26 protein-coding genes are annotated in these 22,184 nt (G+C 44.2%); 24 read left to right on the top strand and 2 right to left on the bottom strand.

All coding sequences use genetic code 11. From position 1 onward, the window contains the following. Positions 1-31: 31 nt before the first annotated feature. On the top strand, positions 32-1,012 hold the full coding sequence (locus JOJ89_RS12950) for a YpdA family putative bacillithiol disulfide reductase (RefSeq protein WP_481825276.1): 981 nt from the start codon (positions 32-34) through the stop codon (positions 1,010-1,012). A 27-nt stretch (positions 1,013-1,039) separates the two neighbouring features. On the opposite strand, the gene JOJ89_RS12945 is transcribed toward JOJ89_RS12950, so the two are convergent. Then, the gene (locus tag JOJ89_RS12945) at positions 1,040-2,008 is read right to left on the bottom strand and encodes an asparaginase (protein WP_029566059.1); all 969 of its coding nucleotides are present in this window, start codon (positions 2,006-2,008) and stop codon (positions 1,040-1,042) included. Between the two features lie 105 nt (positions 2,009-2,113). Here JOJ89_RS12945 and prsW point away from each other — a divergent pair, with 105 nt between their 5' ends. The 9 genes from prsW (at position 2,114) to fni (ending at position 10,012) form a co-directional block, all read left to right on the top strand. Next, on the top strand, positions 2,114-2,788 hold the full coding sequence (gene prsW / locus JOJ89_RS12940) for a glutamic-type intramembrane protease PrsW (RefSeq protein WP_203287687.1): 675 nt from the start codon (positions 2,114-2,116) through the stop codon (positions 2,786-2,788). A 237-nt stretch (positions 2,789-3,025) separates the two neighbouring features. Beyond that, positions 3,026-3,973 (top strand): spore cortex-lytic enzyme, encoded by a 948-nt coding sequence (sleB, locus tag JOJ89_RS12935; protein WP_481825275.1) that lies wholly within the window; start codon positions 3,026-3,028, stop codon positions 3,971-3,973. A gap of 12 nt (positions 3,974-3,985) precedes the next feature. Then, positions 3,986-5,329: a germination protein YpeB gene (ypeB, locus tag JOJ89_RS12930; protein ID WP_203287673.1), complete on the top strand. Its 1,344-nt coding sequence runs from the start codon at positions 3,986-3,988 to the stop codon at positions 5,327-5,329. 95 nt (positions 5,330-5,424) lie between these two features. Continuing rightward, the gene (locus tag JOJ89_RS12925) at positions 5,425-6,069 is read left to right on the top strand and encodes a flagellar brake protein (RefSeq protein ID WP_203287671.1); all 645 of its coding nucleotides are present in this window, start codon (positions 5,425-5,427) and stop codon (positions 6,067-6,069) included. A gap of 51 nt (positions 6,070-6,120) precedes the next feature. Then, positions 6,121-6,315: a DUF5359 family protein gene (locus tag JOJ89_RS12920; RefSeq protein WP_029280217.1), complete on the top strand. Its 195-nt coding sequence runs from the start codon at positions 6,121-6,123 to the stop codon at positions 6,313-6,315. 83 nt (positions 6,316-6,398) lie between these two features. Then, a complete protein-coding gene (cmk, locus tag JOJ89_RS12915; protein WP_029280219.1) occupies positions 6,399-7,070 on the top strand; it encodes a (d)CMP kinase in 672 nt (223 codons plus the stop codon). A 5-nt stretch (positions 7,071-7,075) separates the two neighbouring features. Next, the gene (locus tag JOJ89_RS12910) at positions 7,076-7,660 is read left to right on the top strand and encodes a lysophospholipid acyltransferase family protein (protein ID WP_029280221.1); all 585 of its coding nucleotides are present in this window, start codon (positions 7,076-7,078) and stop codon (positions 7,658-7,660) included. A gap of 129 nt (positions 7,661-7,789) precedes the next feature. After that, positions 7,790-8,938: a 30S ribosomal protein S1 gene (gene rpsA, locus JOJ89_RS12905; RefSeq protein ID WP_029280223.1), complete on the top strand. Its 1,149-nt coding sequence runs from the start codon at positions 7,790-7,792 to the stop codon at positions 8,936-8,938. A gap of 12 nt (positions 8,939-8,950) precedes the next feature. After that, on the top strand, positions 8,951-10,012 hold the full coding sequence (fni, locus tag JOJ89_RS12900; protein ID WP_029280225.1) for a type 2 isopentenyl-diphosphate Delta-isomerase: 1,062 nt from the start codon (positions 8,951-8,953) through the stop codon (positions 10,010-10,012). Between the two features lie 51 nt (positions 10,013-10,063). On the opposite strand, the gene JOJ89_RS12895 is transcribed toward fni, so the two are convergent. Beyond that, positions 10,064-10,195, bottom strand: a complete 132-nt coding sequence (locus tag JOJ89_RS12895) for a YpzI family protein (RefSeq protein ID WP_081414146.1) — start codon at positions 10,193-10,195, stop codon at positions 10,064-10,066. A 126-nt stretch (positions 10,196-10,321) separates the two neighbouring features. Here JOJ89_RS12895 and JOJ89_RS12890 point away from each other — a divergent pair, with 126 nt between their 5' ends. The 14 genes from JOJ89_RS12890 (at position 10,322) to hepT (ending at position 22,159) form a co-directional block, all read left to right on the top strand. Then, entirely contained in the window at positions 10,322-10,915 is a 594-nt protein-coding gene (locus JOJ89_RS12890; RefSeq protein WP_203287661.1) for a YphA family membrane protein, read from the top strand. Between the two features lies 1 nt (position 10,916). Then, on the top strand, positions 10,917-11,813 hold the full coding sequence (locus tag JOJ89_RS12885; protein ID WP_029280228.1) for a YIEGIA family protein: 897 nt from the start codon (positions 10,917-10,919) through the stop codon (positions 11,811-11,813). Then, entirely contained in the window at positions 11,810-12,001 is a 192-nt protein-coding gene (locus tag JOJ89_RS12880) for a capping complex subunit for YIEGIA (RefSeq protein ID WP_029280230.1), read from the top strand. Before JOJ89_RS12885 ends, JOJ89_RS12880 begins: the two co-directional genes overlap by 4 nt. Positions 12,002-12,224: 223 nt before the next feature. Beyond that, on the top strand, positions 12,225-13,535 hold the full coding sequence (der, locus tag JOJ89_RS12875; protein ID WP_029280232.1) for a ribosome biogenesis GTPase Der: 1,311 nt from the start codon (positions 12,225-12,227) through the stop codon (positions 13,533-13,535). A 15-nt stretch (positions 13,536-13,550) separates the two neighbouring features. Continuing rightward, positions 13,551-14,585: an NAD(P)H-dependent glycerol-3-phosphate dehydrogenase gene (locus JOJ89_RS12870; protein ID WP_203290340.1), complete on the top strand. Its 1,035-nt coding sequence runs from the start codon at positions 13,551-13,553 to the stop codon at positions 14,583-14,585. Between the two features lie 426 nt (positions 14,586-15,011). Further along, positions 15,012-15,212: a DUF2768 domain-containing protein gene (locus JOJ89_RS12865; RefSeq protein ID WP_203287659.1), complete on the top strand. Its 201-nt coding sequence runs from the start codon at positions 15,012-15,014 to the stop codon at positions 15,210-15,212. 28 nt (positions 15,213-15,240) lie between these two features. Next, positions 15,241-15,960: a hypothetical protein gene (locus tag JOJ89_RS12860; RefSeq protein WP_203287657.1), complete on the top strand. Its 720-nt coding sequence runs from the start codon at positions 15,241-15,243 to the stop codon at positions 15,958-15,960. A gap of 201 nt (positions 15,961-16,161) precedes the next feature. Continuing rightward, the gene (gene spoIVA / locus JOJ89_RS12855; protein ID WP_029280240.1) at positions 16,162-17,640 is read left to right on the top strand and encodes a stage IV sporulation protein A; all 1,479 of its coding nucleotides are present in this window, start codon (positions 16,162-16,164) and stop codon (positions 17,638-17,640) included. Positions 17,641-18,166: 526 nt separating this feature from the next. Then, positions 18,167-18,445: a non-specific DNA-binding protein Hbs gene (gene hbs, locus JOJ89_RS12850; RefSeq protein ID WP_029280242.1), complete on the top strand. Its 279-nt coding sequence runs from the start codon at positions 18,167-18,169 to the stop codon at positions 18,443-18,445. A 205-nt stretch (positions 18,446-18,650) separates the two neighbouring features. Next, positions 18,651-19,217 (top strand): GTP cyclohydrolase I FolE, encoded by a 567-nt coding sequence (folE, locus tag JOJ89_RS12845; protein ID WP_203287655.1) that lies wholly within the window; start codon positions 18,651-18,653, stop codon positions 19,215-19,217. 29 nt (positions 19,218-19,246) lie between these two features. Continuing rightward, positions 19,247-19,474: a trp RNA-binding attenuation protein MtrB gene (gene mtrB, locus JOJ89_RS12840; RefSeq protein WP_029280244.1), complete on the top strand. Its 228-nt coding sequence runs from the start codon at positions 19,247-19,249 to the stop codon at positions 19,472-19,474. Positions 19,475-19,585: 111 nt separating this feature from the next. Beyond that, positions 19,586-20,392 carry a heptaprenyl diphosphate synthase component 1 gene (locus JOJ89_RS12835; RefSeq protein ID WP_203290339.1) on the top strand — a complete coding sequence of 269 codons (807 nt, stop codon included), beginning with the start codon at positions 19,586-19,588 and terminating at the stop codon, positions 20,390-20,392. A 1-nt stretch (position 20,393) separates the two neighbouring features. Next, entirely contained in the window at positions 20,394-21,089 is a 696-nt protein-coding gene (locus JOJ89_RS12830; protein WP_203287654.1) for a demethylmenaquinone methyltransferase, read from the top strand. Between the two features lie 107 nt (positions 21,090-21,196). Beyond that, positions 21,197-22,159, top strand: a complete 963-nt coding sequence (gene hepT / locus JOJ89_RS12825) for a heptaprenyl diphosphate synthase component II (protein WP_203287652.1) — start codon at positions 21,197-21,199, stop codon at positions 22,157-22,159. Positions 22,160-22,184 lie beyond the last annotated feature (25 nt).

The following is a 22,184-nucleotide window of genomic DNA, read 5'->3' as shown; positions in this document are numbered from 1 at the left end:
TGTAGCAAAAACTAGAAATTCAGGAGTGAACATGGTGAAAAAAGAAGAGGTCATCATTATCGGAGGAGGTCCATGCGGACTTGCGGCGGCACTTGCTTTAAAAGAAAAAGGGATCGATGCCCTTATTATAGAAAAAGGAAATATTGTTAATTCTATTTATCATTATCCTACACACCAGACTTTTTTCAGTACAGCCGAGAAGCTGGAAATTGGAGGCATTCCGTTTATTACTGAAAACAGGAAGCCTTACAGAATTCAGGCGCTTGCCTATTACCGTGATGTCGTAAGGCGCAGCAGTCTGAGAATTCACGCCTTTGAAAAAGTGACAGGCGTAACAAAGGAAGGCAAGTCCTTTAATGTTTCAACATCAAAGGATACATACAATGCAGATTACATCATTGTCGCAACCGGGTATTATGATCATCCTAACTATATGAACATTGAGGGTGAGGACCTTCCAAAGGTGTTTCACTACTTTAAAGAGGGTCATCCATTTTTTGATAAAGATGTCGTCGTTGTGGGCGGAAAAAACTCAAGCGTCGATGCGGCGCTTGAACTGGTGCACTCAGGGGCCAGAGTCACGGTTATTTACAGGGGCGGTTCGTATTCGCCAAGCGTTAAGCCTTGGATTCTCCCTGAATTTGAAGCGCTTGTCAGAAACGGAACCATTAAAATGGAATTTAATTCACTCTTAAAGCGGATAACAGAGGATACAGTTGTCTATGAAAAAGACTGCAAAGAAGAAGTGACGATCCAAAATGATTTTGTCTTTGCGATGACAGGCTATCATCCGGATCATTCTTTCCTGACAAAAATGGGTGTGGACATTGATCCCGCTACGGGACGTCCTGCTTTTTCAGAAGAAACGATGGAAACAAACGAAGCGGGCATTTATATTGCGGGCGTCATTGCAGCCGGGAATAACGCAAATGAAATCTTTATTGAAAACGGACGGTTCCATGGCGGACTGATTGCAGAAAACATCGCAGCAAAAAAAGACATCACTCCATAAGGTGATGTCTTTTTTTTGTCTGGTTCTTTAAAAGGAAAAAATCTTCTGAAGTTCGCCTGCATCCTGTGTTGTCTCAAGAGCAATCATCAGTTTCAGGCGGGCTTTTTGCCCGTTCAGGCCGTTGCTGAAGATAATGCCGGCTTCTTTCAGTGTTTTTCCTCCGCCTTCATAAGAATAAATATCCTGAACAATGCCGTTAAAGCATCTCGAAACAATGACAATTTTGACGCCTGCATTCATAAGCTTAGCAAGTGCAGGCATTAAGGTTGGCGGAAGGTTGCCCTGTCCAAGCGCTTCAATGACAAGACCGTCAGGCTTCACTTCGGCGATTGCCTTTAAAATTGTGTCGTCCATCCCTGCATAAGCTTTAAGAAGCATGACCTGTTTCGTCAGATGATCGGCTTTAAGATGAGTGCGGTTTACAGGTTTGTGATGAAAAGCCACTCCGCGCTTGTTGACAATTCCAATGGGTCCGTACTGAGGACTCTGGAAGGTAGCAACGTTGCTGGTGTGGGTCTTGGTAGCGTTTTTTGCCGAGTGCACCTCATCATTCATTACGACAAGCACGCCCATATCTGCAGCTTCAGTGCTCGCAGCCACCTGAATAGAGGAAACAAGGTTATACAGCCCGTCCGACCCGAGCTCATTGCTTGAGCGCATGGCGCCTGTTATGACGACAGGAATCCGTACATTAAGAGTTAAATCAAGAAAGTAGGCTGTTTCCTCCAATGTGTCCGTTCCGTGTGTAATCACAATTCCATCTATTTGATCTTTTTGACATGCTTTTTCAATCGTTTCTTTAAGTTCGAGCATTTCTTTTGGTGTGATGTGCGGTGAAGGCAGATAAAAAAGTTCTTTTGAAGTAATCACAATATCGTTAAACGTAAGCAAATGCTTAAGCAGCGGATTGGATTCTCCCTGCTTGACCTCGCCGGTTGTTTCATCTTCGCTCATCGAAATGGTTCCGCCTGTATGGATGACAAAAATATGTTTCATAAGCCCCTCCGGTTGTTCAATATCTTTTCTCTCAATTCATTTTCAATTTTACGATAACATGATACCATTATAAATAGAAGAATTTTGAAGAAAGAAGGCCTGCGGATGATTGCCATTATTTCTGCCGGCATAGCCCCTGGCTTAGCCATTTTAAGTTATTTCTATTTAAAGGACCAATATGAAGCAGAGCCGATTTATATGGTGTTCCGGTCATTTGCCTTCGGGGCGCTGCTTGTTTTTCCGATCATGTTTATTCAGTATGTGCTTGAGACGGAACAGATCATTGACTCAAAGGTGCTGCTGGCTTTTTTCTCGAGCGGACTTTTGGAAGAATTTTTTAAATGGTTTATTTTATTTGTGACCATCTATCCGCATGTTCACTTTGATGAACATTACGACGGCATTGTATACGGGGTTGCTTCATCACTGGGCTTTGCTACACTTGAAAATATTTTGTACTTAATCGGAAACGGACTTGAATTTGCTGTCGGCCGTGCGCTGCTTCCGGTTTCCAGTCACGCATTATTTGGCGTGATTATGGGCTATTACATGGGAAAAGGAAAGTTTTCCGAGCTCTCGGAAAAAAGAAAATGGATTCTTTTTTCGTTAATGGTTCCCGTCATTTTGCATGGATTGTATGACTATATCCTTGTTGCCCACAAGCTCTGGCCGCTTTATATGGTGCCATTTACGCTATGTCTCTGGTGGTTTTCCCTGCATAAAGCAAAAAAAGCGAGAATGATTAAACATAATAAGTATGCAGTGGCTTTAAAACAATAAAATACGGATCCGTAAAAGCAATCCTGCACCAGGATTGCTTTTTTGCGCATTGCGCCCCCTGCGGAAAGTTCGGTTCAGCATCAGGATTACAGCTGAATTGCCATTTCCATTTCACCTCTAAATGAACAGAACTTCTAAACATGCTGTATAAAATACCAATTACAACAAAAAATACGTTGTAAGGAAATTCATCAATCATGAGGAGGCAGCAGCATGCAGAAAAAACGTTTCATTTGGATGACGGCGGGTGCAGTGATGATTGCCCTTGTTTTTCAATTAACGATTTTTAATCAAAATGAAGCCCATGCGTTTTCGGATCAAGTGATTCAAAAAGGCGCTGTTGGCGATGATGTTGTGGAACTGCAGGCAAGATTGCAGTACAACGGCTATTATAACGGTTCAATTGACGGGGTGTATGGGTGGAGCACATATTGGGCGGTGCGCAATTTTCAATACGAATTTGGGCTGAAAGAGATTGATGGTCTGGTCGGAGAAGCAACGAAGCATAAATTGTCACAGACTACAAAATACTACCGTGATTTTGTCCACAGACAGTTGAACAAAGGAAAAGATTTCACTCATTATGGCGGCGTGCCGCTCGACAGACAGGTTGCTCCTTCAAAGGAATATAAGGCGAAGCTCAAAGCGACCTATGGAAAAAAAGGCGGCCAAAAAGCGCCTGCAGGCCAGGCTCAGCAAAAAGAACAGCCAAAAGAGCAGCCAAAAGCGCAGGCACCTCAGCAGAAGCAGCAGGCACAGCCAAAGAAGCAGGCTCAGCCTAAATCACAAAGCAAAGCAAAAACAACGGCCGTCAATATGCCGGAAGGATTTTCACAAAATGACATTCAGCTGATGGCTAATGCCGTATACGGGGAAGCACGCGGCGAACCTTATATCGGACAGGTAGCGGTTGCAGCGGTTATCATCAACCGGGTGGACAGCGCAACATTCCCGAATACGGTGTCAGGCGTTATTTTTGAACCGCGGGCGTTCACAGCTGTAGCTGACGGCCAGATTTGGCTGACACCAAACGACACAGCTAAAAAAGCAGTCATGGATGCGATTAATGGATGGGATCCGACTGAAGGGGCCATTTATTACTTTAACCCTGATACAGCGACAAGCGGATGGATTTGGGGACGTCCTCAAATTAAACAGATTGGAAAGCACATATTCTGTAATTAAGAGGTGAACAAAATGATCAGAGGGATTTTGATCGCAATACTTACAATTGGTGTTGTCGGAACGGCTTATTGGGGCTATAAAGAGCATCAGGAGAAAAATGCCGTGCTGATACATGCAGAAAACAATTATCAGAGGGCTTTCCATGACCTGACCTATCAAGTGGACCAGCTGCATGATAAAATCGGTGCAACTCTTGCCATGAATTCAAGAAAATCACTTTCTCCCGGTCTTGTTGAAGTCTGGAGAATCACATCAGAAGCACATTCAGATGTAGGACAGCTTCCGCTGACTCTGCTGCCGTTCAATAAAACAGAAGAATTTCTCGCAAGCATTTCTGATTTCAGCTACCGCACAGCGGTCAGAGACCTTGACAAAGAACCGCTCTCAGATCAGGAATACGCAACTTTAAAGCAGCTGTATGCGAAATCAGAAGATATTCAAAAAGAGCTGCGGAACGTTCAGCATATGGTTATTGATAATAATCTGCGCTGGATGGATGTGGAGCTTGCACTTGCTTCAGGCGAAGAAAAGCAGGATAACACGATCATTAACGGATTCAAGACGGTTGAAAAAAATGTGAATGCATACTCAAGCACAGACTTTGACCCGTCTTTTACTTCAGTAAAAAAAGAAGAAGAAGGCTTTAATCATTTAAAAGGTAAAGTCATTACTGAAAAAGAAGTTCCGAAAATTGTCGAAAAATTTGTTCCAGGCTCTACGGGAAATATGAAAGTGACTCCAAATGGAAAAGGATCTCCCCTTGAATTTTACAGTGTATCGGTCAATGACCCTAAAAAGAAATCGGAGATCTATCTTGATATTACGAAAAAAGGCGGATATCCTATCTGGCTGCTTCAAAACCGCAAAGTGGCACAACCGAAAATCAGCCTGAATGAGGCTTCAAACAACGCGGCCAAATTCTTGAAAGATCAAGGTTTTTCAGATCTCATTCTTTACGAAAGCGCACAGTTTGAGAACATCGGAATCTTTTCCTTTGTTTCCGTCTATGAAAACGTAAGGCTGTACCCTGATGCAATCCGCATGAAAGTGGCGCTTGATGACGGCAAAGTCATCGGTTTTTCTGCAAGGGATTATCTTGCCTCTCACAGAAAACGCGAAATTCCTAAGGCAAAGCTCAGCACAGAAGAAGCTAAGGGCTTTGTGAATCCGAATCTGATGGTTCAGGAAGACAGACTCGCCATCATCACAAATGAGCTCGGAGAAGAAGTTCTCTGCTACGAGTTCTTGGGAACGATGGAGAATGACACGTACCGGATCTTTGTGAACGCTGAAGACGGTTCAGAAGAAAAGGTTGAAAAACTGGATAACTCCGAACCGATTTATCAGGAAATTTAGGAGGATTTTTTTCAGAAGGAAAAGCAGAATAAGGCTTTTCCTTTTTTTTATTACATGATTTAATAAAAGAAGAGAGAATGAAAGAGTGTGATCATGTGCTGGCAATTGGAGATACACTGTATATTGAAGTGCAGGGCGGGGATGCGGCAAGATTAAGATGCCGGGTAGTCGATCTAAAGGACCGGGTCTTATATACCGATTATCCGATTAATGACGAAACAGGCAAAACGACCTTTCTTTTAAATGGAACAGAAATAAACGCCTTTTTTTCACAGCATGGGCAGGCATATTTGTTTAAGTCTGTTCTTCTTCACAGAAAAAAAGAAACGATTCCAATGCTTGCTTTTACGCTTCCTGAACAGAATGGCTTTACAAAAGTGCAAAGAAGAGAATATGTAAGAGTTGAAACAGATGCCGATGCCGCCATTCATTCTGTATCTGATGCTTTTAAGCCTTTTACAGCCTTAACCGTGGATTTAAGTGCAGGTGGAGCCGCCGTGAAGGTGCCTGCAAACGCAGGGCTTAATGAAAATGATCAAGTATGGATGTGGCTTTCTCTCCATTTCCAAAACGGCAGTATCCAGTACGCGAAAATTCAGGCGAACGTAATAAATGCCGGCAAATCGGGCATAGCTGCCCTGGAATTTACGGATATGACAGAAACTGACCGGAAACAGCTGCTGCAGTATTGCTTCGACCAGGAGCTGCTTCTGAAGAAAAAGAAGACTGCAGCCGAATAAGACCCGCGCTCCTGCACCATACTAATGGTAAAAACGGAGTTTGATAAGCAGATGAAACGGGCAGAGAGAATACTCTTTAAACTAATCATGATCCATCTGATATTGCTCTTGTGCGCGCAGGCTGCCCTGACAAATCCTGGTTTGCAGCCTCACATCTCGCGTGTGGTACAATATGAAGGTGTAAACAAACTGACAATCAGCGAATGGCTTGAAACGTTCAAACAATCCAGTGTGCAGGACAAGTAAACCTGCATTCTTTTTTGTTTGTTCTAAAAAGCCTGCCAGAGCGGCTCAGGCTAAGAATCTGGTAAACTACCCGAGGAGGAACTATGGAACGTACTATTTCTATTGCAATTGACGGCCCTGCTGCTGCAGGCAAAAGTACAGTTGCGAAAATACTTGCAGAAGATTATTCATATTTATATATTGACACGGGAGCTATGTACAGAGCACTCACATACATGGTCCTTAAGAAAAATGAGGACCTTGAAAATGAAGCAGCTGTTAAAGAAATTCTTTCGGATGCACATATTGAACTAGTTCCAAGTGAAAGCGGCCAGCTTGTTTTTGTGAATGGGGAAAATGTCACAGAGCAAATCCGTTCACATGAAGTGACAAACTCTGTATCCATTGCGGCCAAGCATGCATCCGTGCGGGAAGAAATGGTGAAACGCCAGCAGGATATGGCTGTAAACGGAAGAGTGGTCATGGACGGCAGGGATATCGGAACGCACGTGCTGCCGAATGCGGAAGTGAAAATTTTCCTTCGCGCTTCTGTTACTGAGCGCGCAAAAAGAAGGCATGAAGAAAATCTTTCTAAGGGCTTTACCTCTGATCTTGCGCAGCTTGAACTTGAGATAGAAAGAAGAGACAAGCTTGATTCAGAAAGAGAAGTAGCCCCGCTGAAAAAAGCAGAGGATGCAGTTGAAATCGATACAACCTCTCTCTCCATTCAGGGAGTTGTAGATGAAATTAAAAAAATTGTCCAAGAGAGGCTTTGATGCGGATGAGTTTTTATCAATTTGCCAAGGGTGTTGTCGCGTCGGTTTTTTTTCCGCTGTACAGGATTGAAATTCACGGGAAAGAACACTTTCCAAAAGACGGCGCTGTTCTTCTCTGTTCAAACCATATTGACAATCTGGATCCCCCGACCGTCGGAATCTGCGCGCCGAGACAGGTGCATTTTATGGCGAAAGAAGAATTGTTTCGGGTGCCGGTTCTTGGGGGTATAGTTAGGAAAGTCGGCTCATTCCCGGTTAAAAGAGGAATGAGCGACAGGGAAGCCATCAGGAAAGGGCTCAATGTCCTGAAAGACGGCGGAGTGCTCGGCCTGTTTCCGGAAGGAACACGGAGCAAGGACGGCAAGCTTGGAAAGGGACTGGCAGGCGCAGGATTCTTTGCGCTGAAATCAGATGCAAGCATCGTCCCGTGTGCCATAATCGGCACCTACAAGCCTTTTCAGAAAGTAAGGGTTTATTTCGGTCCACCGATCGATTTTGCTCCGCTCCGCGAGAAGAAAACGTCCGCAGATGAGGCTACAGAACTGATTATGTCGAAAATTGCTGAATTGCTCGAAAAACATCAATCTTAAGAGTCTAACTACTTGACAAAATGTAGCATTTATTAGAAGTTAGTAAAAAGAGTATTTTCACTTTATTCTAAAAAGTGATTTCATACATATCCAACTAAGTCGTGGGTTGTGACCAAGGAGGTAATTGGAATGGTTGAAGACATGAATGATGTAGAAGTAAAAACACCGGAAGTCGGTGATGTCCTGAAAGGGATCGTTACCAAAGTAGAAGACAAACAGGTAATTGTTGAAATTGACGGCGTAAAGCATACAGGCATAATTCCAATCAGTGAATTATCCAGTCTGCACGTTGAAAAAGCTTCCGATGTTGTAAGTGAAAATGAGGAATTGCAGCTGAAAGTAACAAAAGTTGAGGATGAAGCCCTCATCCTTTCAAAAAGAGCGATAGATGCAGATCTTGCCTGGGATCAGCTTCAGGCCAAATTTGAATCAAAAGAAGTGTTTGACGCGGAAGTGAAAGACGTTGTAAAAGGCGGTCTTGTTGTAGACCTCGGTGTCAGAGGATTCATACCGGCGTCTTTAGTGGAATCACATTTCGTCGAAGATTTTTCTGACTACAGGGGCAAAACGCTTTCTCTTATGGTTGTTGAAATTGACCGTGAGAAAAACCGCGTCATTCTGTCTCACCGTGCGGTCGTAGAAAAAGAGCAGGGTGAGAAAAAACAGCAGCGTCTTGACATGATCAAAGCAGGAGAAGTGCTGGAAGGCACTGTCCAGCGCCTCACTGATTTCGGTGCTTTCGTCGATATCGGCGGAATTGACGGTCTTGTCCACATTTCACAGCTTTCGCACAATCATGTTGACAAGCCTTCCGAAGTTGTTGAAGAAGGGCAGAAGGTACAGGTCAAAGTTCTTTCTGTCGACCGTGACAACGAGCGGATTTCTCTTTCCATCAAAGAAACCCTGCCTGGACCATGGGAGAATATTACAAGCCAGGTGAAAGCGGGAGACGTTGTTGAGGGTACAGTAAAACGTCTTGTTTCTTTCGGAGCATTCGTTGAAATTCTTCCTGGAGTAGAAGGCCTTGTCCATATCTCCCAGATCTCAAACAAGCACATCGGCACACCTCATGAAGTTCTTTCTGAAAACGAGAGCGTTCAGGTTAAAGTGCTTGATGTCAATGAGAACGAACAGCGCATCTCCCTAAGCATCCGGGAGCTTGAAGAACCTGAAAAAGCGGACGAAGAAGACTACCGCAATTATCAGGCGAAAGAAGAATCATCCGGCTTCCAGCTTGGTGAGATGATCGGTGATCAATTAAACAAATTAAAAAAGTAAACGGTGATGACTGTGAGCAGAGCTAAGCGAAAGATTGACCATATTCAACATGCTTTAAAAACAGGACAAAAGCGTAATAATGGATTCAGCGACATCTTGTTTCTTCATCAAAGCTTGCCTGATACAGCTGTTCATCACATTGATATGCATACTGAAATTGGCGGACTTGTCTTAAGTTCGCCAATTTTTATCAATGCGATGACAGGCGGAGGCGGTTCTGAAACAGTTAAGATTAATGAAGCATTATCTTCTGCGGCTGCTGAATGCGGGATCCCTGTTGCAGTCGGATCGCAAATGTCGGCGATAAGAAATCCCTCTGAACGGGAATCCTATGAAATTGTGCGCAAGGTGAATCAAAAAGGCGTCCTGTTTGCCAATCTCGGCAGCGAGGCAACGCCTGACCAGGCGAAAACGGCAATTGACATGATTGAAGCAAATGCTCTTCAAATCCATCTTAATGTTGTGCAGGAACTTGTGATGCCAGAAGGAGACCGTGACTTTTCAGGGGCGTTAAACCGGATTTCTGCTATTGCAGAGGCAGTGGATGTACCCGTCTTTGTAAAAGAGGTGGGCTTTGGCATAAACCGTGAAGCAGCTTCAAAACTTGCGGATGCAGGTGTGAAAGCCATTGATGTCGGCGGCTATGGCGGAACGAATTTTGCCAGAATTGAAAATGAGCGGAGAAGCAGGCTTCTTGAAAGCTTTAATGATTGGGGCATTCCAACGGCGGCGTCAATCGCAGAGATTGCGTCATCGGTGAAAGATGTTTCCATCATCGGTTCAGGAGGCATTCAGGATGCGATGGATATCGCAAAAGCTGTCGCCCTAGGTGCGTCTGGAGCCGGCATGGCAGGCTTCTTTTTAAAGATCCTGATTGAAGACGGCTATGAAGCACTCGTTCTTGAAATAAAAAATGTTCAGGAAGAATTGAAAATGATCATGGCTGCCCTCGGTGCTGAAAGCGTCAAACAGCTTCAGGAAGCGCCGGTCATTATATCAGGGTTTACCCACCATTACCTTTCCGAACGGAATGCAGATACAAAAGCATGGAGCAATCGAATAATCAGGAAATAAAGTAATCCGCATCTCTAAGCAGAGATGCGGATTTTTTGCATATATAAAACCTTATTTATTTCTGGCTCTCGATTCTTCCGGACTTTCAAGTGATGCAGCGCCTTTATAAGTTAACGATTGATCTCTGTCAGATTCCACTCGTCCGCTTTGTTTCAATTTCTTTTCCTGTCTGTCGCGTCCCATGTTTTTCCCTCCTTTTATGGCTTAGTATGACTCAATGCAGCTTGCTTCATCAGCAAAATTTTTGCCGGTATTTTGGATTAAAGAGGTAAAAATGCAGCCATACTGGTAGAAATAGGAGTGAGAAGAGTGGAGAACGTATTTTACTATTGGATTTTGTGGGGAGCATGGATTATAGCGGTGTTTTTAATGAAAAAATCTGCAAAGCGAACCTTTCTTTCCTTTTTGCTGCTGACATTCATCATAACAGGAGAGATGACGGCACAGGTCTATCCATTTACGGTCAGTGTGCCGTTTGTTCTGACCTTGCTGACGGGGTATTATCTTTTCTCGAAGTCACCCAGAAAGCTCTATTCTTTTCTGTCAGTGATGACGATGTCTGCAGCCTATGCAGCTGTTCATTTAGTGGAACTGTTTGATCCGGTCTGGTTTGCGGTCGACAGGTTTTATGTCGTTACGGGTCTTTTAAGTATATTAGCGAATTATCTTGGGAAAAGTATCCATGAACGTTTAGGCTTCTTATTTGTTGCAATAGCCCATGGAGATGTCCTGTTCTATGGGATCTTAAGCAGGTTTTACAGCGGCCTTGCCATCGGATCCTATGACTACATGAATATGGCGGCTGTCAGTCTTCTCGCTGTCTGCACGTGGACCGGCGTGGAAGCGGCAATGGCTGCCTTGAATCAAACTCTGCAAAAAGCAGCAAGGGGGAAGCAGGCATAGGATGAATGAATATACGTTACCGATCATTTTTGGTGTAGCATTTGGGGTTTTTACAAGACTTTATATGCTTCGGACTGATTACAGGCAGTATCCCACCTATCTTCACGGGAAAATCATTCATGTGGCGCTTGGAGTCATAGCGGCCGGCCTTGGCACAATCGCTATTCCGGCAATTATGGAAGAAGAATTTACAGCCATCACGTTTTTAACCCTTGCAGCTTCACAGTTCAGGGAGGTAAGAAACATGGAGCGCAATACATTAACAGAGCTTGACGGCTATGAACTTGTGCCCCGCGGGGCTACTTATATTGAAGGAATTGCCGTCGCCTTTGAAAGCCGCAATTATCTCGTGATCTTTACATCTTTAGTTGTTACGCTTGTCTATTTGGCGCTGAATGTTTGGGCTGCACTTGCATCAGGCGTCATTTGCCTGCTCGTGTCGAAAAAATTGATGGCGGGAAGCAAGATTAAAGATATCGTGGACATCGAATATGTGGCGCCCCATTTTGAAGGGGCCGGACTTTATGTGGATAATATTTATATTATGAACATCGGGGTTCCAGACAAACAGGAAGCTGTATTGAAATACGGCATGGGCTTTGTGCTGACTCCAAAAAATTACAACGCCAGAAATACAATCGCCAATCTGGGTCAGAGGCAGGCAATCCTTCATGATGTGTCTACAGCCCTCGGCGTTCATCGCGATTCAGGAGAGCCTTCCCTTGTTCCGCTGGCAAAAAGAGACCTTGATGACGGCCGTCTTGGTGTTTTTGTTCTTCCCCAGGGCGGAGACAAAGACCTTGCAAAAACCGTCATCGGCGAAGTTCCTACCCTCGAAAATGCCATTCGCATGCCAAGTGAATCAAAAGCAAATAAAGAAGGCAGGTCGGTCAAGTGAACACAGCTCTTGAAAAGTATATACTCGCTGCAGTGACGACCAACCCCGCGAAGGTAGCAGGAGGGACGGCTGTATTTATTGTGAAAGACAAGGAAGAAATGGATTTTTTCGCAAAGAATCTTGAAGCCATCCTGGATGGCATTGCCCATGGAATCGGCGAGGATCTTTACATAATTGTCAAGCATTGAGTTGTACAACATGCTAATCTCTGCTAATATATAAAAGTTAAGCCCTTCCTAAAAGAGAAGGGTTTCTTTCATGAAGGCTCTTCCCTGAGTCTTGTTATCATGGTCAGAAAGGCTGCAAATGTACAGCCTGAGTTTTTTGAAAAAGCTTATTGTACAGAAAATGAGACTGATGCTGCCTGTTTAACATAAATACGTAAATTGTAAGCTGAAAGGAAAGATCGCTATGGCTAAACCCGTAATTGCAATTGTTGGACGCCCAAACGTCGGCAAATCAACAATTTTTAACCGGATTGTCGGTGAACGTGTATCTATCGTTGAAGACATCCCAGGAGTAACACGTGACAGAATTTACAGTTCAGGAGAATGGCTGAACTACCAGTTTAATGTGATTGATACAGGCGGTATTGACATCGGCGACGAACCGTTTCTCGCACAGATCCGCCAGCAGGCGGAAATCGCGATTGATGAAGCTGACGTCATCATCTTTATGACGAACGGCCGTGAAGGTGTCACAGCTGCAGATGAAGAAGTCGCAAAGATTCTTTACCGCAGCAAAAAGCCTGTCGTTCTGGCTGTAAACAAAGTCGATAACCCTGATATGAGAGCGAGTGTTTATGACTTTTATGCGCTGGGATTCGGCGAGCCGTTTCCGATCTCAGGCTCCCACGGCCTGGGCCTCGGTGATTTGCTTGATGCTGTGGCAGAGCATTTCAAGAACCTTATTACAGAGGAATATGATGAGGAAACCATTAAGTTCTCCCTTATCGGTCGCCCGAATGTCGGGAAATCTTCCCTTGTTAATGCCCTGCTTGGTGAAGAGCGCGTAATCGTCAGCAACATTGCCGGCACTACACGTGATGCGGTCGATACAAGCTACCGCTACGAAGGACAGGACTTCGTGATCATCGATACGGCTGGTATGAGGAAAAAAGGGAAAGTATACGAATCAACGGAAAAATACAGCGTGCTGCGTGCCCTAAAGGCCATTGACCGCTCAGATGTTGTTCTTGTCGTCATTGACGGGGAAGAGGGCATTATCGAGCAGGATAAACGCATTGCAGGCTATGCCCATGAAGCAGGCCGAGCAGTTGTCATTGTCGTAAACAAATGGGATGCTGTAGAGAAAGATGAAAAAACGATGAAGGACTTTGAAGTGAAGATCAGAGACCACTTCCAGTTCCTTGATTATGCTCCGATTGTTTTTCTTTCGGCAAAAACGACACGCCGCATTCATACACTGCTTCCGCAAATTGTGCGTGCAAGTGAAAACCACGCTCTGCGCGTTCAGACCACTGTATTGAACGATGTCATCATGGATGCAGTCGCCATGAATCCGGCGCCGACAGATAAAGGCAAACGACTGAAAATTTACTACGCTACACAGGTTGCAGTCAAGCCGCCTGCGTTTGCTATTTTTGTCAATGAACCCGAATTGATGCATTTCTCATATGAGCGCTTCCTTCAGAACCGCATCAGGGATGCATTTGGATTTGAAGGCACGCCGATCAAGATCTTTTCACGGGCCAGAAAATAATAGAGGTGAATGAAGATGCAGCGAATAGCCGTTCTTGGCGCGGGAAGCTGGGGCACTGCTCTAAGCCTTGTTCTCGCAGATAATCAGCACGATGTAAGATTATGGGGTCACCGCAAGGAATTAATTCAGGAAATTAATGAAACGCATAAAAATCAAAAGTATCTCCCTGATATAGAGCTTTCAGATAACATCAAGGGCTGCACTGATTTAAGAGAAACCCTGCAGGATGTGCAGATTGCCGTTCTCGCTGTTCCTACAAAAGCCATACGGGAAGTTCTTCAGGATGTCATTAAAGTAATCAGCCATAAGCTGACAATCGTGCACGTAAGCAAAGGGATAGAGCCTGACAGTCTTCTGCGCATTTCTGAGATCATTAAAGAGGAAGTTCCTGAAGATCTCCTTCAGGACGTCGTCGTTCTGTCCGGGCCAAGTCATGCTGAAGAGGTCGGGCTAAGGCAGCCGACTACTGTTACATCTTCATCTGATAACCTTGCAGCTGCCGAGCTTGTTCAGGACCTGTTTATGAATCAGCATTTCAGAGTGTACACGAACCCTGATGTCATCGGGGTGGAAATCGGCGGTGCGCTGAAAAATATTATTGCTCTTGCAGCGGGCATTACAGACGGCCTTGGATATGGGGACAACGCAAAAGCGGCTCTTATCACTAGAGGACTTGCTGAGATCGCCCGCCTCGGAAGCATCATGGGAGGCAATCCGCTTACGTTTTCAGGACTGACGGGAATCGGGGATCTGATCGTAACATGTACAAGCGTTCATTCACGAAACTGGAGAGCGGGGAATCTTCTCGGAAAAGGCCAGAAGCTTGAAGATGTTCTTGAAAACATGGGCATGGTCGTTGAAGGCGTGCGCACAACAAAAGCGGCTTACCAGCTCGCTCAAAAATTTGATGTGAAAATGCCGATCACAGAAGCTCTCTATGCCGTTCTTTTTAACGGGAAAGAAGTGAAGGACGCTGTGGACTCGCTGATGGCGAGAGTGAAAACACATGAAATGGAAGATATTGTGAATATTAGCGAAAATCGCTGCTGACCTTGTGGCACATGGGTTTGGGGCTGCATACTATACCTTGAGTTTGTGAAGCCTATTCATCAACCTCATGAAAACGGACCACTAGGTGCAATTACGTGAAACATGAAAGCATTGAACTGTATACTTACGTATCCTTTTTGGCGAATTTCTCAGTGAAATTAGGCATTAGAGGATGCAAATGCTCTGATATTCGCATAAAATGCATCGTAGTAAATCATGAGTTGTTCTAAACAATGGGTACCGATTAGTCAGGTGCAAACGCATGACCGAAGTAGAGCTGCCCCCTCTTTACTTCGGTTTTTTTGCGTTCTGATCAAGAGGGAGGGTGAATGAATCAAGTAAAACATTCGCCATTGAACCAGGCAATTCCGCTTTTTGAAATATATGCTATAATATGTTCGAAACGATAGGGAGGTAAAACCAGAAATGAGTCCAGCGTTAATGAAAATGTGGATTGCGCTTGCATCGATGGGATTTATGTTTATCGCGATTCTCGCAATCTATTTAAGCAGATTTAAAATGAAAGGGTTTTTAAAAGGCGCATTTGCCGCAATTGCCTACTTTTTTATGATTCTTGCAGGACTTCTGATCTTTTTTGTTGTGTTCAGCGGACCCGTTAATGAATAAGGAATTCACTACATAAAGGAAGATTTTCATGAAAAATCCTGTTATTTTTGCAACCGTTTTTACCATGCTTATGCTATTATCCGGCTGTCTTTACCCTGAGGATCAGCTGAATCAGAATCAGGTCCCATACGAGGATCAGATTGCGGCCGTACAGAATTCAGTCGACCGGTTCAGAGAAGATTCAGGAGGCCTTCTTCCCATCAAAACGCGTGATATGACAACACCTGTCTATCAAAAATACCCTGTAGACTTCAGCCAGATTGCTCCAAAATACATGGCTGAACCGCCGGGAACTTCTTATGAAAACGGCGGCGTGTACTTATACGTGCTTGTTGATGTAGAGGATAATCCGACTGTTAAGCTGATAGATCTCCGAATGTCAGAGACAATCCGGGATATTAAAACAAGGCTGAATGTGTATAAAGCTTCAAACGGATATCCTCCATATAAGGATGTAGTCGCTGAAAACGTGTTCACTCTTGACTATAAGAAACTCGGCTACAAAGAAGCCCCTCAAGCTGTCAGCCCTTACTCGGGAGAGTCACTGCCGTTTGTGATTGACAATAAAGGCGAAGTATATGCCGATTACCGGATTGACCTGTACAAAAAGCTGAACGAAGGTAAGGAAGCATACAAAGCTGGAGAAGATATCCGCAATGTCCTTGTGAAGGATTCTCCATTTGTTCCTGCTTTTTCATTGCCATATACCGTTAATGAAAAAAATGAACCTGTCTTTTTGAATAATTAAGTCATGAACCCTTCTTTCGGGAAATAAACTCTGAAAGAAGGGTTTTTCATTTATAAAAAACCTGTTCATAAAATGAACCAAGAAAAAAATTTCAGATCACTGTCATAAAGAAATAGGACAACGTCATAAATATATAGTGTCCTAAACACGAAAAAGCAGACGGTCAATAACCCAAGAAGCCTATGATCGGGAGGGGATCACTTGGAAAAGGTAGATATTTTCAAAGATATCGCAGAGCGCACAGGCGGCGATATTTATCTTGGAGTAGTAGGAGCAGTAAGAACAGGCAAATCTACATTTATCAAAAAATTCATGGAGCAGGTTGTGCTTCCGAATATTGATAACGAGTCTGACCGGGCACGCGCGCAGGATGAGCTGCCGCAAAGTGCCGCAGGCAAAACCATCATGACAACAGAGCCTAAATTTGTCCCTAATCAAGCAGTATCGATTCATGTTGAAGAGGGGCTTGACGTTAATATCAGACTGGTGGACTGTGTCGGGTACACGGTTCCGGGAGCAAAAGGATATGAAGATGAAAACGGCCCGAGAATGATCAATACGCCTTGGTACGAAGAACCGATTCCGTTTCATGAAGCAGCTGAAATCGGAACAAGAAAAGTGATTCAGGAGCACTCCACAATTGGCGTCGTCATTACAACAGACGGTTCAATCGGAGAAATTCCAAGAAGAGATTATGTAGAAGCAGAAGAGCGCGTGATTGAAGAGCTGAAAGAAGTTGGCAAACCGTTCATCATGATTATCAACACGGTCCAGCCGTATCATCCTGAGTCTGAGACGCTCCGGAGACAGCTCAGTGAAAAGTATGATATTCCTGTACTGGCAATGAGTGTGGAGAGCATTCGCGAAACAGATGTCATGAACGTCCTCCGCGAAGCGCTATATGAATTCCCTGTGCTAGAGGTTAATGTCAATCTCCCGAGCTGGGTAATGGTTCTGCGCGACAACCACTGGCTGCGTGAAAGCTACCAGGAAGCTGTAAAAGATACCGTTCAGGATATTAAAAGACTGAGAGATGTGGACAGAGTCGTCGGCTATTTCAGTGAATACGACTTTATCGACCGTGCAAGCCTTGCCGGAATTGAGATGGGTCAGGGAATTGCCGAAATTGACCTCTATGCTCCGGATGATTTATATGATCAGATTTTAAAAGAAGTCGTAGGTGTTGAAATAAGAGGGAAGGATCATCTCCTTCAGCTCATGCAGGATTTTGCCTATGCAAAAGCAGAATACGACCAAGTCGCAGATGCTCTTAGAATGGTTAAGCAGACCGGCTACGGCATTGCTGCACCGGCTCTCAGCGACATGAGCCTTGATGAGCCTGAAATCATCAGACAGGGTGCAAGGTTTGGAGTGCGCCTGAAAGCAGTTGCTCCTTCTATCCATATGATCAAGGTGGATGTTGAGTCTGAATTTGCGCCGATTATCGGTACAGAGAAACAGAGTGAGGAATTAGTCCGGTACTTAATGCAGGACTTCGAAGATAATCCGCTGTCGATCTGGAACTCTGATATCTTCGGCCGCAGCCTGAGCTCAATTGTAAGAGAAGGCATTCAGGCGAAGCTGTCACTCATGCCCGAGAATGCAAGATACAAACTTAAAGAGACGCTTGAACGCATCATCAACGAGGGATCAGGCGGTTTAATCGCGATTATCCTATAAGCTCAACCAAAATGACGGCCACTTTCGGTGGCTGTCTTTTTGTCTTTAATAATAGTTTTCAGCCAGATGACAAACACGTTACAAAAATGTATTTCAGTAAAATATTCGCTTTCGTACCCCCTTATATACAATCATGTTCGGCGTATGTTGTTACATATTTTAAAATAGTATTTGCTTCTCCCATCATTTTTTTGTAAAATAGAGTCCCGGCAAGAATGCATGTTCGCCTGGGGAGGCCTCAATGCCTGATTTATAAAGGTTTTCTTGAGGTTTCTCCTTGCTTAGCGAAACCTGATGTGTTAATCTACTATCAGAAATTATTTTCTGCATTGGTGCAATCTTCCTTGAAACCCACTATTCATGCGGAAAAACATTGAATTTCAGGCGTTAATCGGATAAGATTAGCGTGTTCACAGTAAAATGCGTTTCTATCATGTATAGATTCCGCAGAATCTGTGAAGAAATGAATTTAACAGAATGGATTTATGCTGAATCTGACAACAAACTTTGGGAGGAGGTGAAAGGCATGAATAAAACAGAACTAATCAACGCGGTAGCAGAAGCTAGCGAACTGTCTAAGAAAGATGCAACGAAAGCGGTTGATGCTGTTTTCGATACACTTTTGGATGCACTTAAAAACGGTGATAAAGTACAATTGATCGGTTTTGGTAACTTCGAAGTTCGTGAGCGCGCGGCTCGTAAAGGACGCAACCCGCAAACTGGAGAAGAAATCGAAATCGCAGCAAGCAAAGTGCCTGCGTTCAAACCAGGTAAAGCTCTTAAAGATGCTGTAGCCGGTAAATAATGTGCTCTTACCCGTGTATGATGCATAAAATACATACACAACAAATGGACAGCCCCTTTTATAGGGGCTTTTCCTTTGTGCTGAGAAAGATGAAGAAGCCTGCAGGAAGTTCATTCTGGCAGAGCGGGCGTGCATCATTCTTTGCTTTTAATCTTTCACCTGTGCTAGAATCTGTATCAAATAACTTGTTACCGGGAGGAAAAGTATGGGGCAAATCAACACACAGCAGATCGAAGAGGCGGTCAGGCTGATCCTTGAAGCAATAGGTGAGGATCCTAACCGTGAAGGGCTGCTTGATACTCCAAAACGAGTCGCAAAAATGTACGCGGAAGTATTTTCAGGACTTAATGAGGATCCAAAGGAACATTTTAAAACGGTGTTCGGCGAGGATCATGAAGAGCTCGTTTTAGTAAAAGATATCCCTTTTCACTCCATGTGCGAGCATCATCTCGTCCCTTTCTTCGGAAAAGCGCATATAGCATACATACCTAAAGGCGGAAAAGTAACGGGTCTGAGCAAGCTTGCAAGAGCAGTTGAAGCCGTTTGCAGAAGACCTCAGCTGCAGGAGAGAATCACATCAACTATTGCAGAAAGCATTGTCGATTCCCTGGAGCCGCACGGCGTTATGGTTGTCGTGGAAGCAGAACATATGTGCATGACAATGAGAGGCGTCAAAAAGCCCGGCAGCAAAACGATCACATCAGCCGTCAGAGGCGTTTTTACAAAAGATGCTGCGGCCAGAGCCGAAGTTCTTTCATTTATAAAAGAATAAGCAACTACATAATACGGGGGTGAACCTGCTTGAAAGACAATACAAATGATTTCCTTGTGATTAAAGCAATCGAAGACGGAGTAAACGTAATCGGGCTTACGCGCGGGTCGGATACACGCTTCCATCATTCTGAAAAGCTTGATAAAGGCGAAGTGATGATTGCGCAATTTACAGAGCACACATCTGCCATTAAAATCAGGGGCAAAGCGCTTATTCAGACAGGCCACGGAGAAATAGAGAGCGATTCCAGAAGATAATACTCCGCCCGGCGCACTTATGGTATAATAATCATTACTAAGCATCACGAACGTTGTTGCTATTGCTGGCTTTCCGAAAAAATTTCTTACGTGGGGACAAGGGTGATTCATTTGCAAGACATCTATGTACAATTAGCTAAAATCAAAGACGCATTACATGTAAAACTCACTCATCCATTTTTAGCGAAATATATACCTTCTCCAATGATTGATGAAGATAAATTGCTTCTCTTTTATGCTCTGTTTGATCAGACGGATCTTCCGGAGGAAAAGAAAGAAAATTACATCATTACTGCGATGCTTGTGCAAATTGCCCTTGATACTCATGATGAAGTCTCAACGTCTGCTCATCTCAGGCAGGAAGAGTTCAAGCAGAGACAGCTTATTGTTCTGGCCGGGGATTATTTCAGCGGACTCTATTACGCACTTCTTTCTGAAATGCAGGATATCGGAATGATTCGGACGTTAGCAACGGCAATAAAAGAAATCAATGAACACAAAATCCGTCTATACGAACAATCGGCGGCTGATTTTGATTCATTCACAGCAAGTCTGCTTAAAGTGGAAACTTCCCTGTTTGAGCATGTGTCTGACTATATTCAGGCCGGCATATTCTCAAGGCTAACGACTGCGTTTCTTTCATACAAACTCCTCCTGCTTGAAAAAAGCAAATACAGCTCAGAATCTCATCACCGAACAGGCGATTCTGCCAAAAAGAAAAAGAATGCCGGTGCCATTGAATGGACGGGTGTCTATTTAAAAGAGTTCTGCAACCGTTATTTTGAAGAAACGGCAGCCTTGATCGAAAGCAGTTTTCAGCAGCCGTCCTCTCTTCAGAAGGTTCTCTTGGCGAGACTGCAGTCTTTTAAGTATAATCAGGAGATGAGATACACTACGCTTGCGGAAGAAGGGTTATAACATGCAGCAGTCAAAAGAGGAAAGAGTACACTCTGTATTTGAGAAAATCTACAAAAACTATGACAAAATGAATTCCGTTATCAGCTTTCAGCGCCATATAGCCTGGCGCAGGGAAACGATGAAGCGAATGAACGTAAAAAGGGGAGCGGCAGCCCTTGATGTATGCTGCGGGACGGCAGACTGGACGATTGCCATGGCAGATGCTGTCGGTCCTGAAGGCAGGGCGGTCGGTCTTGACTTCAGCAACAATATGCTGAAGATCGGAAGAGAAAAAATCAAAGCCCATTCAAACATTGAACTGATTCATGGAAACGCGATGGAGCTGCCTTTTGCTGACAATACATTTGATTATGTCACAATCGGATTTGGACTCAGAAACGTTCCTGACTATATGACAGTCCTCAAAGAAATGCACCGTGTAGTCAAACCGGGGGGGAAAGTCGTCTGCCTGGAAACCTCACAGCCGACGATGATAGGCTTTAAACAGGCATATTACGCTTATTTCCGGTTTATCATGCCGCTCTTTGGAAAGCTGTTTGCCAAAAGCTATGACGAGTATTCATGGCTCCAGGAGTCTGCAAGAGATTTCCCGGGCATGAAGGAGCTTGCCCGGATGTTCAGGGATGCCGGCTTTAAAGACGTGGAAGTAAAACCTTTCACAGGCGGAGTTGCAGCAATGCATCTCGGTGTAAAGTAAAGAAGACGAGTATCTCTTTAAAACAGCTCTCATAGGAATTGCACTTATTTTTTTCAGCGGGCTCAGGTTCATCCGGATTTAAAAATGCGAGTATTTAGGTGAATTGAATGAAATTTAAAATGGCGTATTCGTTTCTAAATGCAGATCTCGATCTGATCGAACAGGAACTAGAAAAAACGGTTAGCTCCACAGAGCCTCTGCTAAGCGAGGCAGGGCTGCATCTTCTTCAGGCAGGGGGAAAGCGGATTCGCCCTGTTTTTGTATTGCTTTCGGCCATGTTTGGCGAATATGAAATTGAAAAAGTGAAAAAAGTGGCGATTGCGCTTGAAATTATACATATGGCATCACTTGTGCACGATGACGTCATCGATGATGCTGAACTCAGACGCGGCAAACCTACGATAAAAGCGAAATGGGACAACCGCATTGCCATGTACACCGGAGATTATTTATTTGCAAGATCACTTGAAATTATGACATCCCTCGAGAATGTTGCCGCCCACCAGATTCTCTCTAAAACCATTGTAGAAGTTTCGCTTGGTGAAATTGAGCAGATCAAAGACAAATATGACTATGAACAGAACCTGCGGGTCTACTTGAGACGCATTAAGCGGAAGACCGCTCTTTTGATTGCTGCGAGCTGCCAGCTTGGGGCGATCGCAGGAGGAGTGCCTGAATCTGTTCACAGAAAACTGTTTCTGTTTGGGTATTATGTCGGCATGTCTTTTCAGATCACAGATGACATCCTTGATTTCACTTCTACAGAAGAGGAACTCGGAAAACCGGTAGGGGGAGATCTCCTTCAGGGCAATATTACGCTTCCGGTTCTTTATGCTATGGAAGATGATGAACTGAAGCAAAAAATCAGCAAGGTGCACAGCAGAACGACAAAAGAGGAGATGGATGAAATCATCCGCGCCATCATTGCGTCTGATGCAATCAGCCGGTCTGTAAAGGTCAGCGATATGTATCTTGAGAAAGGTTTCAATATATTGAGCGAGCTTCCGAGAAACAGAGCGAGATCAGCTCTTTCAAGCATTGCAAAATTTATTGGAAAAAGAAAATTTTAATTTCATCCGCTCCATGCGATTGCGT

This window comes from Metabacillus sp. cB07 (assembly GCF_016839225.1).
In the GTDB taxonomy this organism is placed as follows: Bacteria; Bacillota; Bacilli; order Bacillales; family Bacillaceae; genus Bacillus_P; species Bacillus_P indicus.
The sequence above is the reverse complement of the archived record's forward strand: the minus strand, read 5'-3'. Positions and strand labels throughout refer to the sequence as shown.

What these genes read in the sequence shown, in the direction of transcription:
- JOJ89_RS12950 (WP_481825276.1), top strand. Translation starts at nt 32, where the DNA reads ATGGTGAAAAAAGAAGAGGTCATCATTATCGGAGGAGGTCCATGCGGA.
- JOJ89_RS12945 (WP_029566059.1), bottom strand. Translation starts at nt 2,008, where the DNA reads ATGAAACATATTTTTGTCATCCATACAGGCGGAACCATTTCGATGAGC.
- prsW (WP_203287687.1), top strand. Translation starts at nt 2,114, where the DNA reads ATGATTGCCATTATTTCTGCCGGCATAGCCCCTGGCTTAGCCATTTTA.
- sleB (WP_481825275.1), top strand. Translation starts at nt 3,026, where the DNA reads ATGACGGCGGGTGCAGTGATGATTGCCCTTGTTTTTCAATTAACGATT.
- ypeB (WP_203287673.1), top strand. Translation starts at nt 3,986, where the DNA reads ATGATCAGAGGGATTTTGATCGCAATACTTACAATTGGTGTTGTCGGA.
- JOJ89_RS12920 (WP_029280217.1), top strand. Translation starts at nt 6,121, where the DNA reads ATGAAACGGGCAGAGAGAATACTCTTTAAACTAATCATGATCCATCTG.
- cmk (WP_029280219.1), top strand. Translation starts at nt 6,399, where the DNA reads ATGGAACGTACTATTTCTATTGCAATTGACGGCCCTGCTGCTGCAGGC.
- JOJ89_RS12910 (WP_029280221.1), top strand. Translation starts at nt 7,076, where the DNA reads ATGAGTTTTTATCAATTTGCCAAGGGTGTTGTCGCGTCGGTTTTTTTT.
- rpsA (WP_029280223.1), top strand. Translation starts at nt 7,790, where the DNA reads ATGGTTGAAGACATGAATGATGTAGAAGTAAAAACACCGGAAGTCGGT.
- JOJ89_RS12895 (WP_081414146.1), bottom strand. Translation starts at nt 10,195, where the DNA reads ATGGGACGCGACAGACAGGAAAAGAAATTGAAACAAAGCGGACGAGTG.
- JOJ89_RS12885 (WP_029280228.1), top strand. Translation starts at nt 10,917, where the DNA reads ATGAATGAATATACGTTACCGATCATTTTTGGTGTAGCATTTGGGGTT.
- der (WP_029280232.1), top strand. Translation starts at nt 12,225, where the DNA reads ATGGCTAAACCCGTAATTGCAATTGTTGGACGCCCAAACGTCGGCAAA.
- JOJ89_RS12870 (WP_203290340.1), top strand. Translation starts at nt 13,551, where the DNA reads ATGCAGCGAATAGCCGTTCTTGGCGCGGGAAGCTGGGGCACTGCTCTA.
- JOJ89_RS12865 (WP_203287659.1), top strand. Translation starts at nt 15,012, where the DNA reads ATGAGTCCAGCGTTAATGAAAATGTGGATTGCGCTTGCATCGATGGGA.
- JOJ89_RS12860 (WP_203287657.1), top strand. Translation starts at nt 15,241, where the DNA reads ATGAAAAATCCTGTTATTTTTGCAACCGTTTTTACCATGCTTATGCTA.
- hbs (WP_029280242.1), top strand. Translation starts at nt 18,167, where the DNA reads ATGAATAAAACAGAACTAATCAACGCGGTAGCAGAAGCTAGCGAACTG.
- folE (WP_203287655.1), top strand. Translation starts at nt 18,651, where the DNA reads ATGGGGCAAATCAACACACAGCAGATCGAAGAGGCGGTCAGGCTGATC.
- JOJ89_RS12830 (WP_203287654.1), top strand. Translation starts at nt 20,394, where the DNA reads ATGCAGCAGTCAAAAGAGGAAAGAGTACACTCTGTATTTGAGAAAATC.
- hepT (WP_203287652.1), top strand. Translation starts at nt 21,197, where the DNA reads ATGAAATTTAAAATGGCGTATTCGTTTCTAAATGCAGATCTCGATCTG.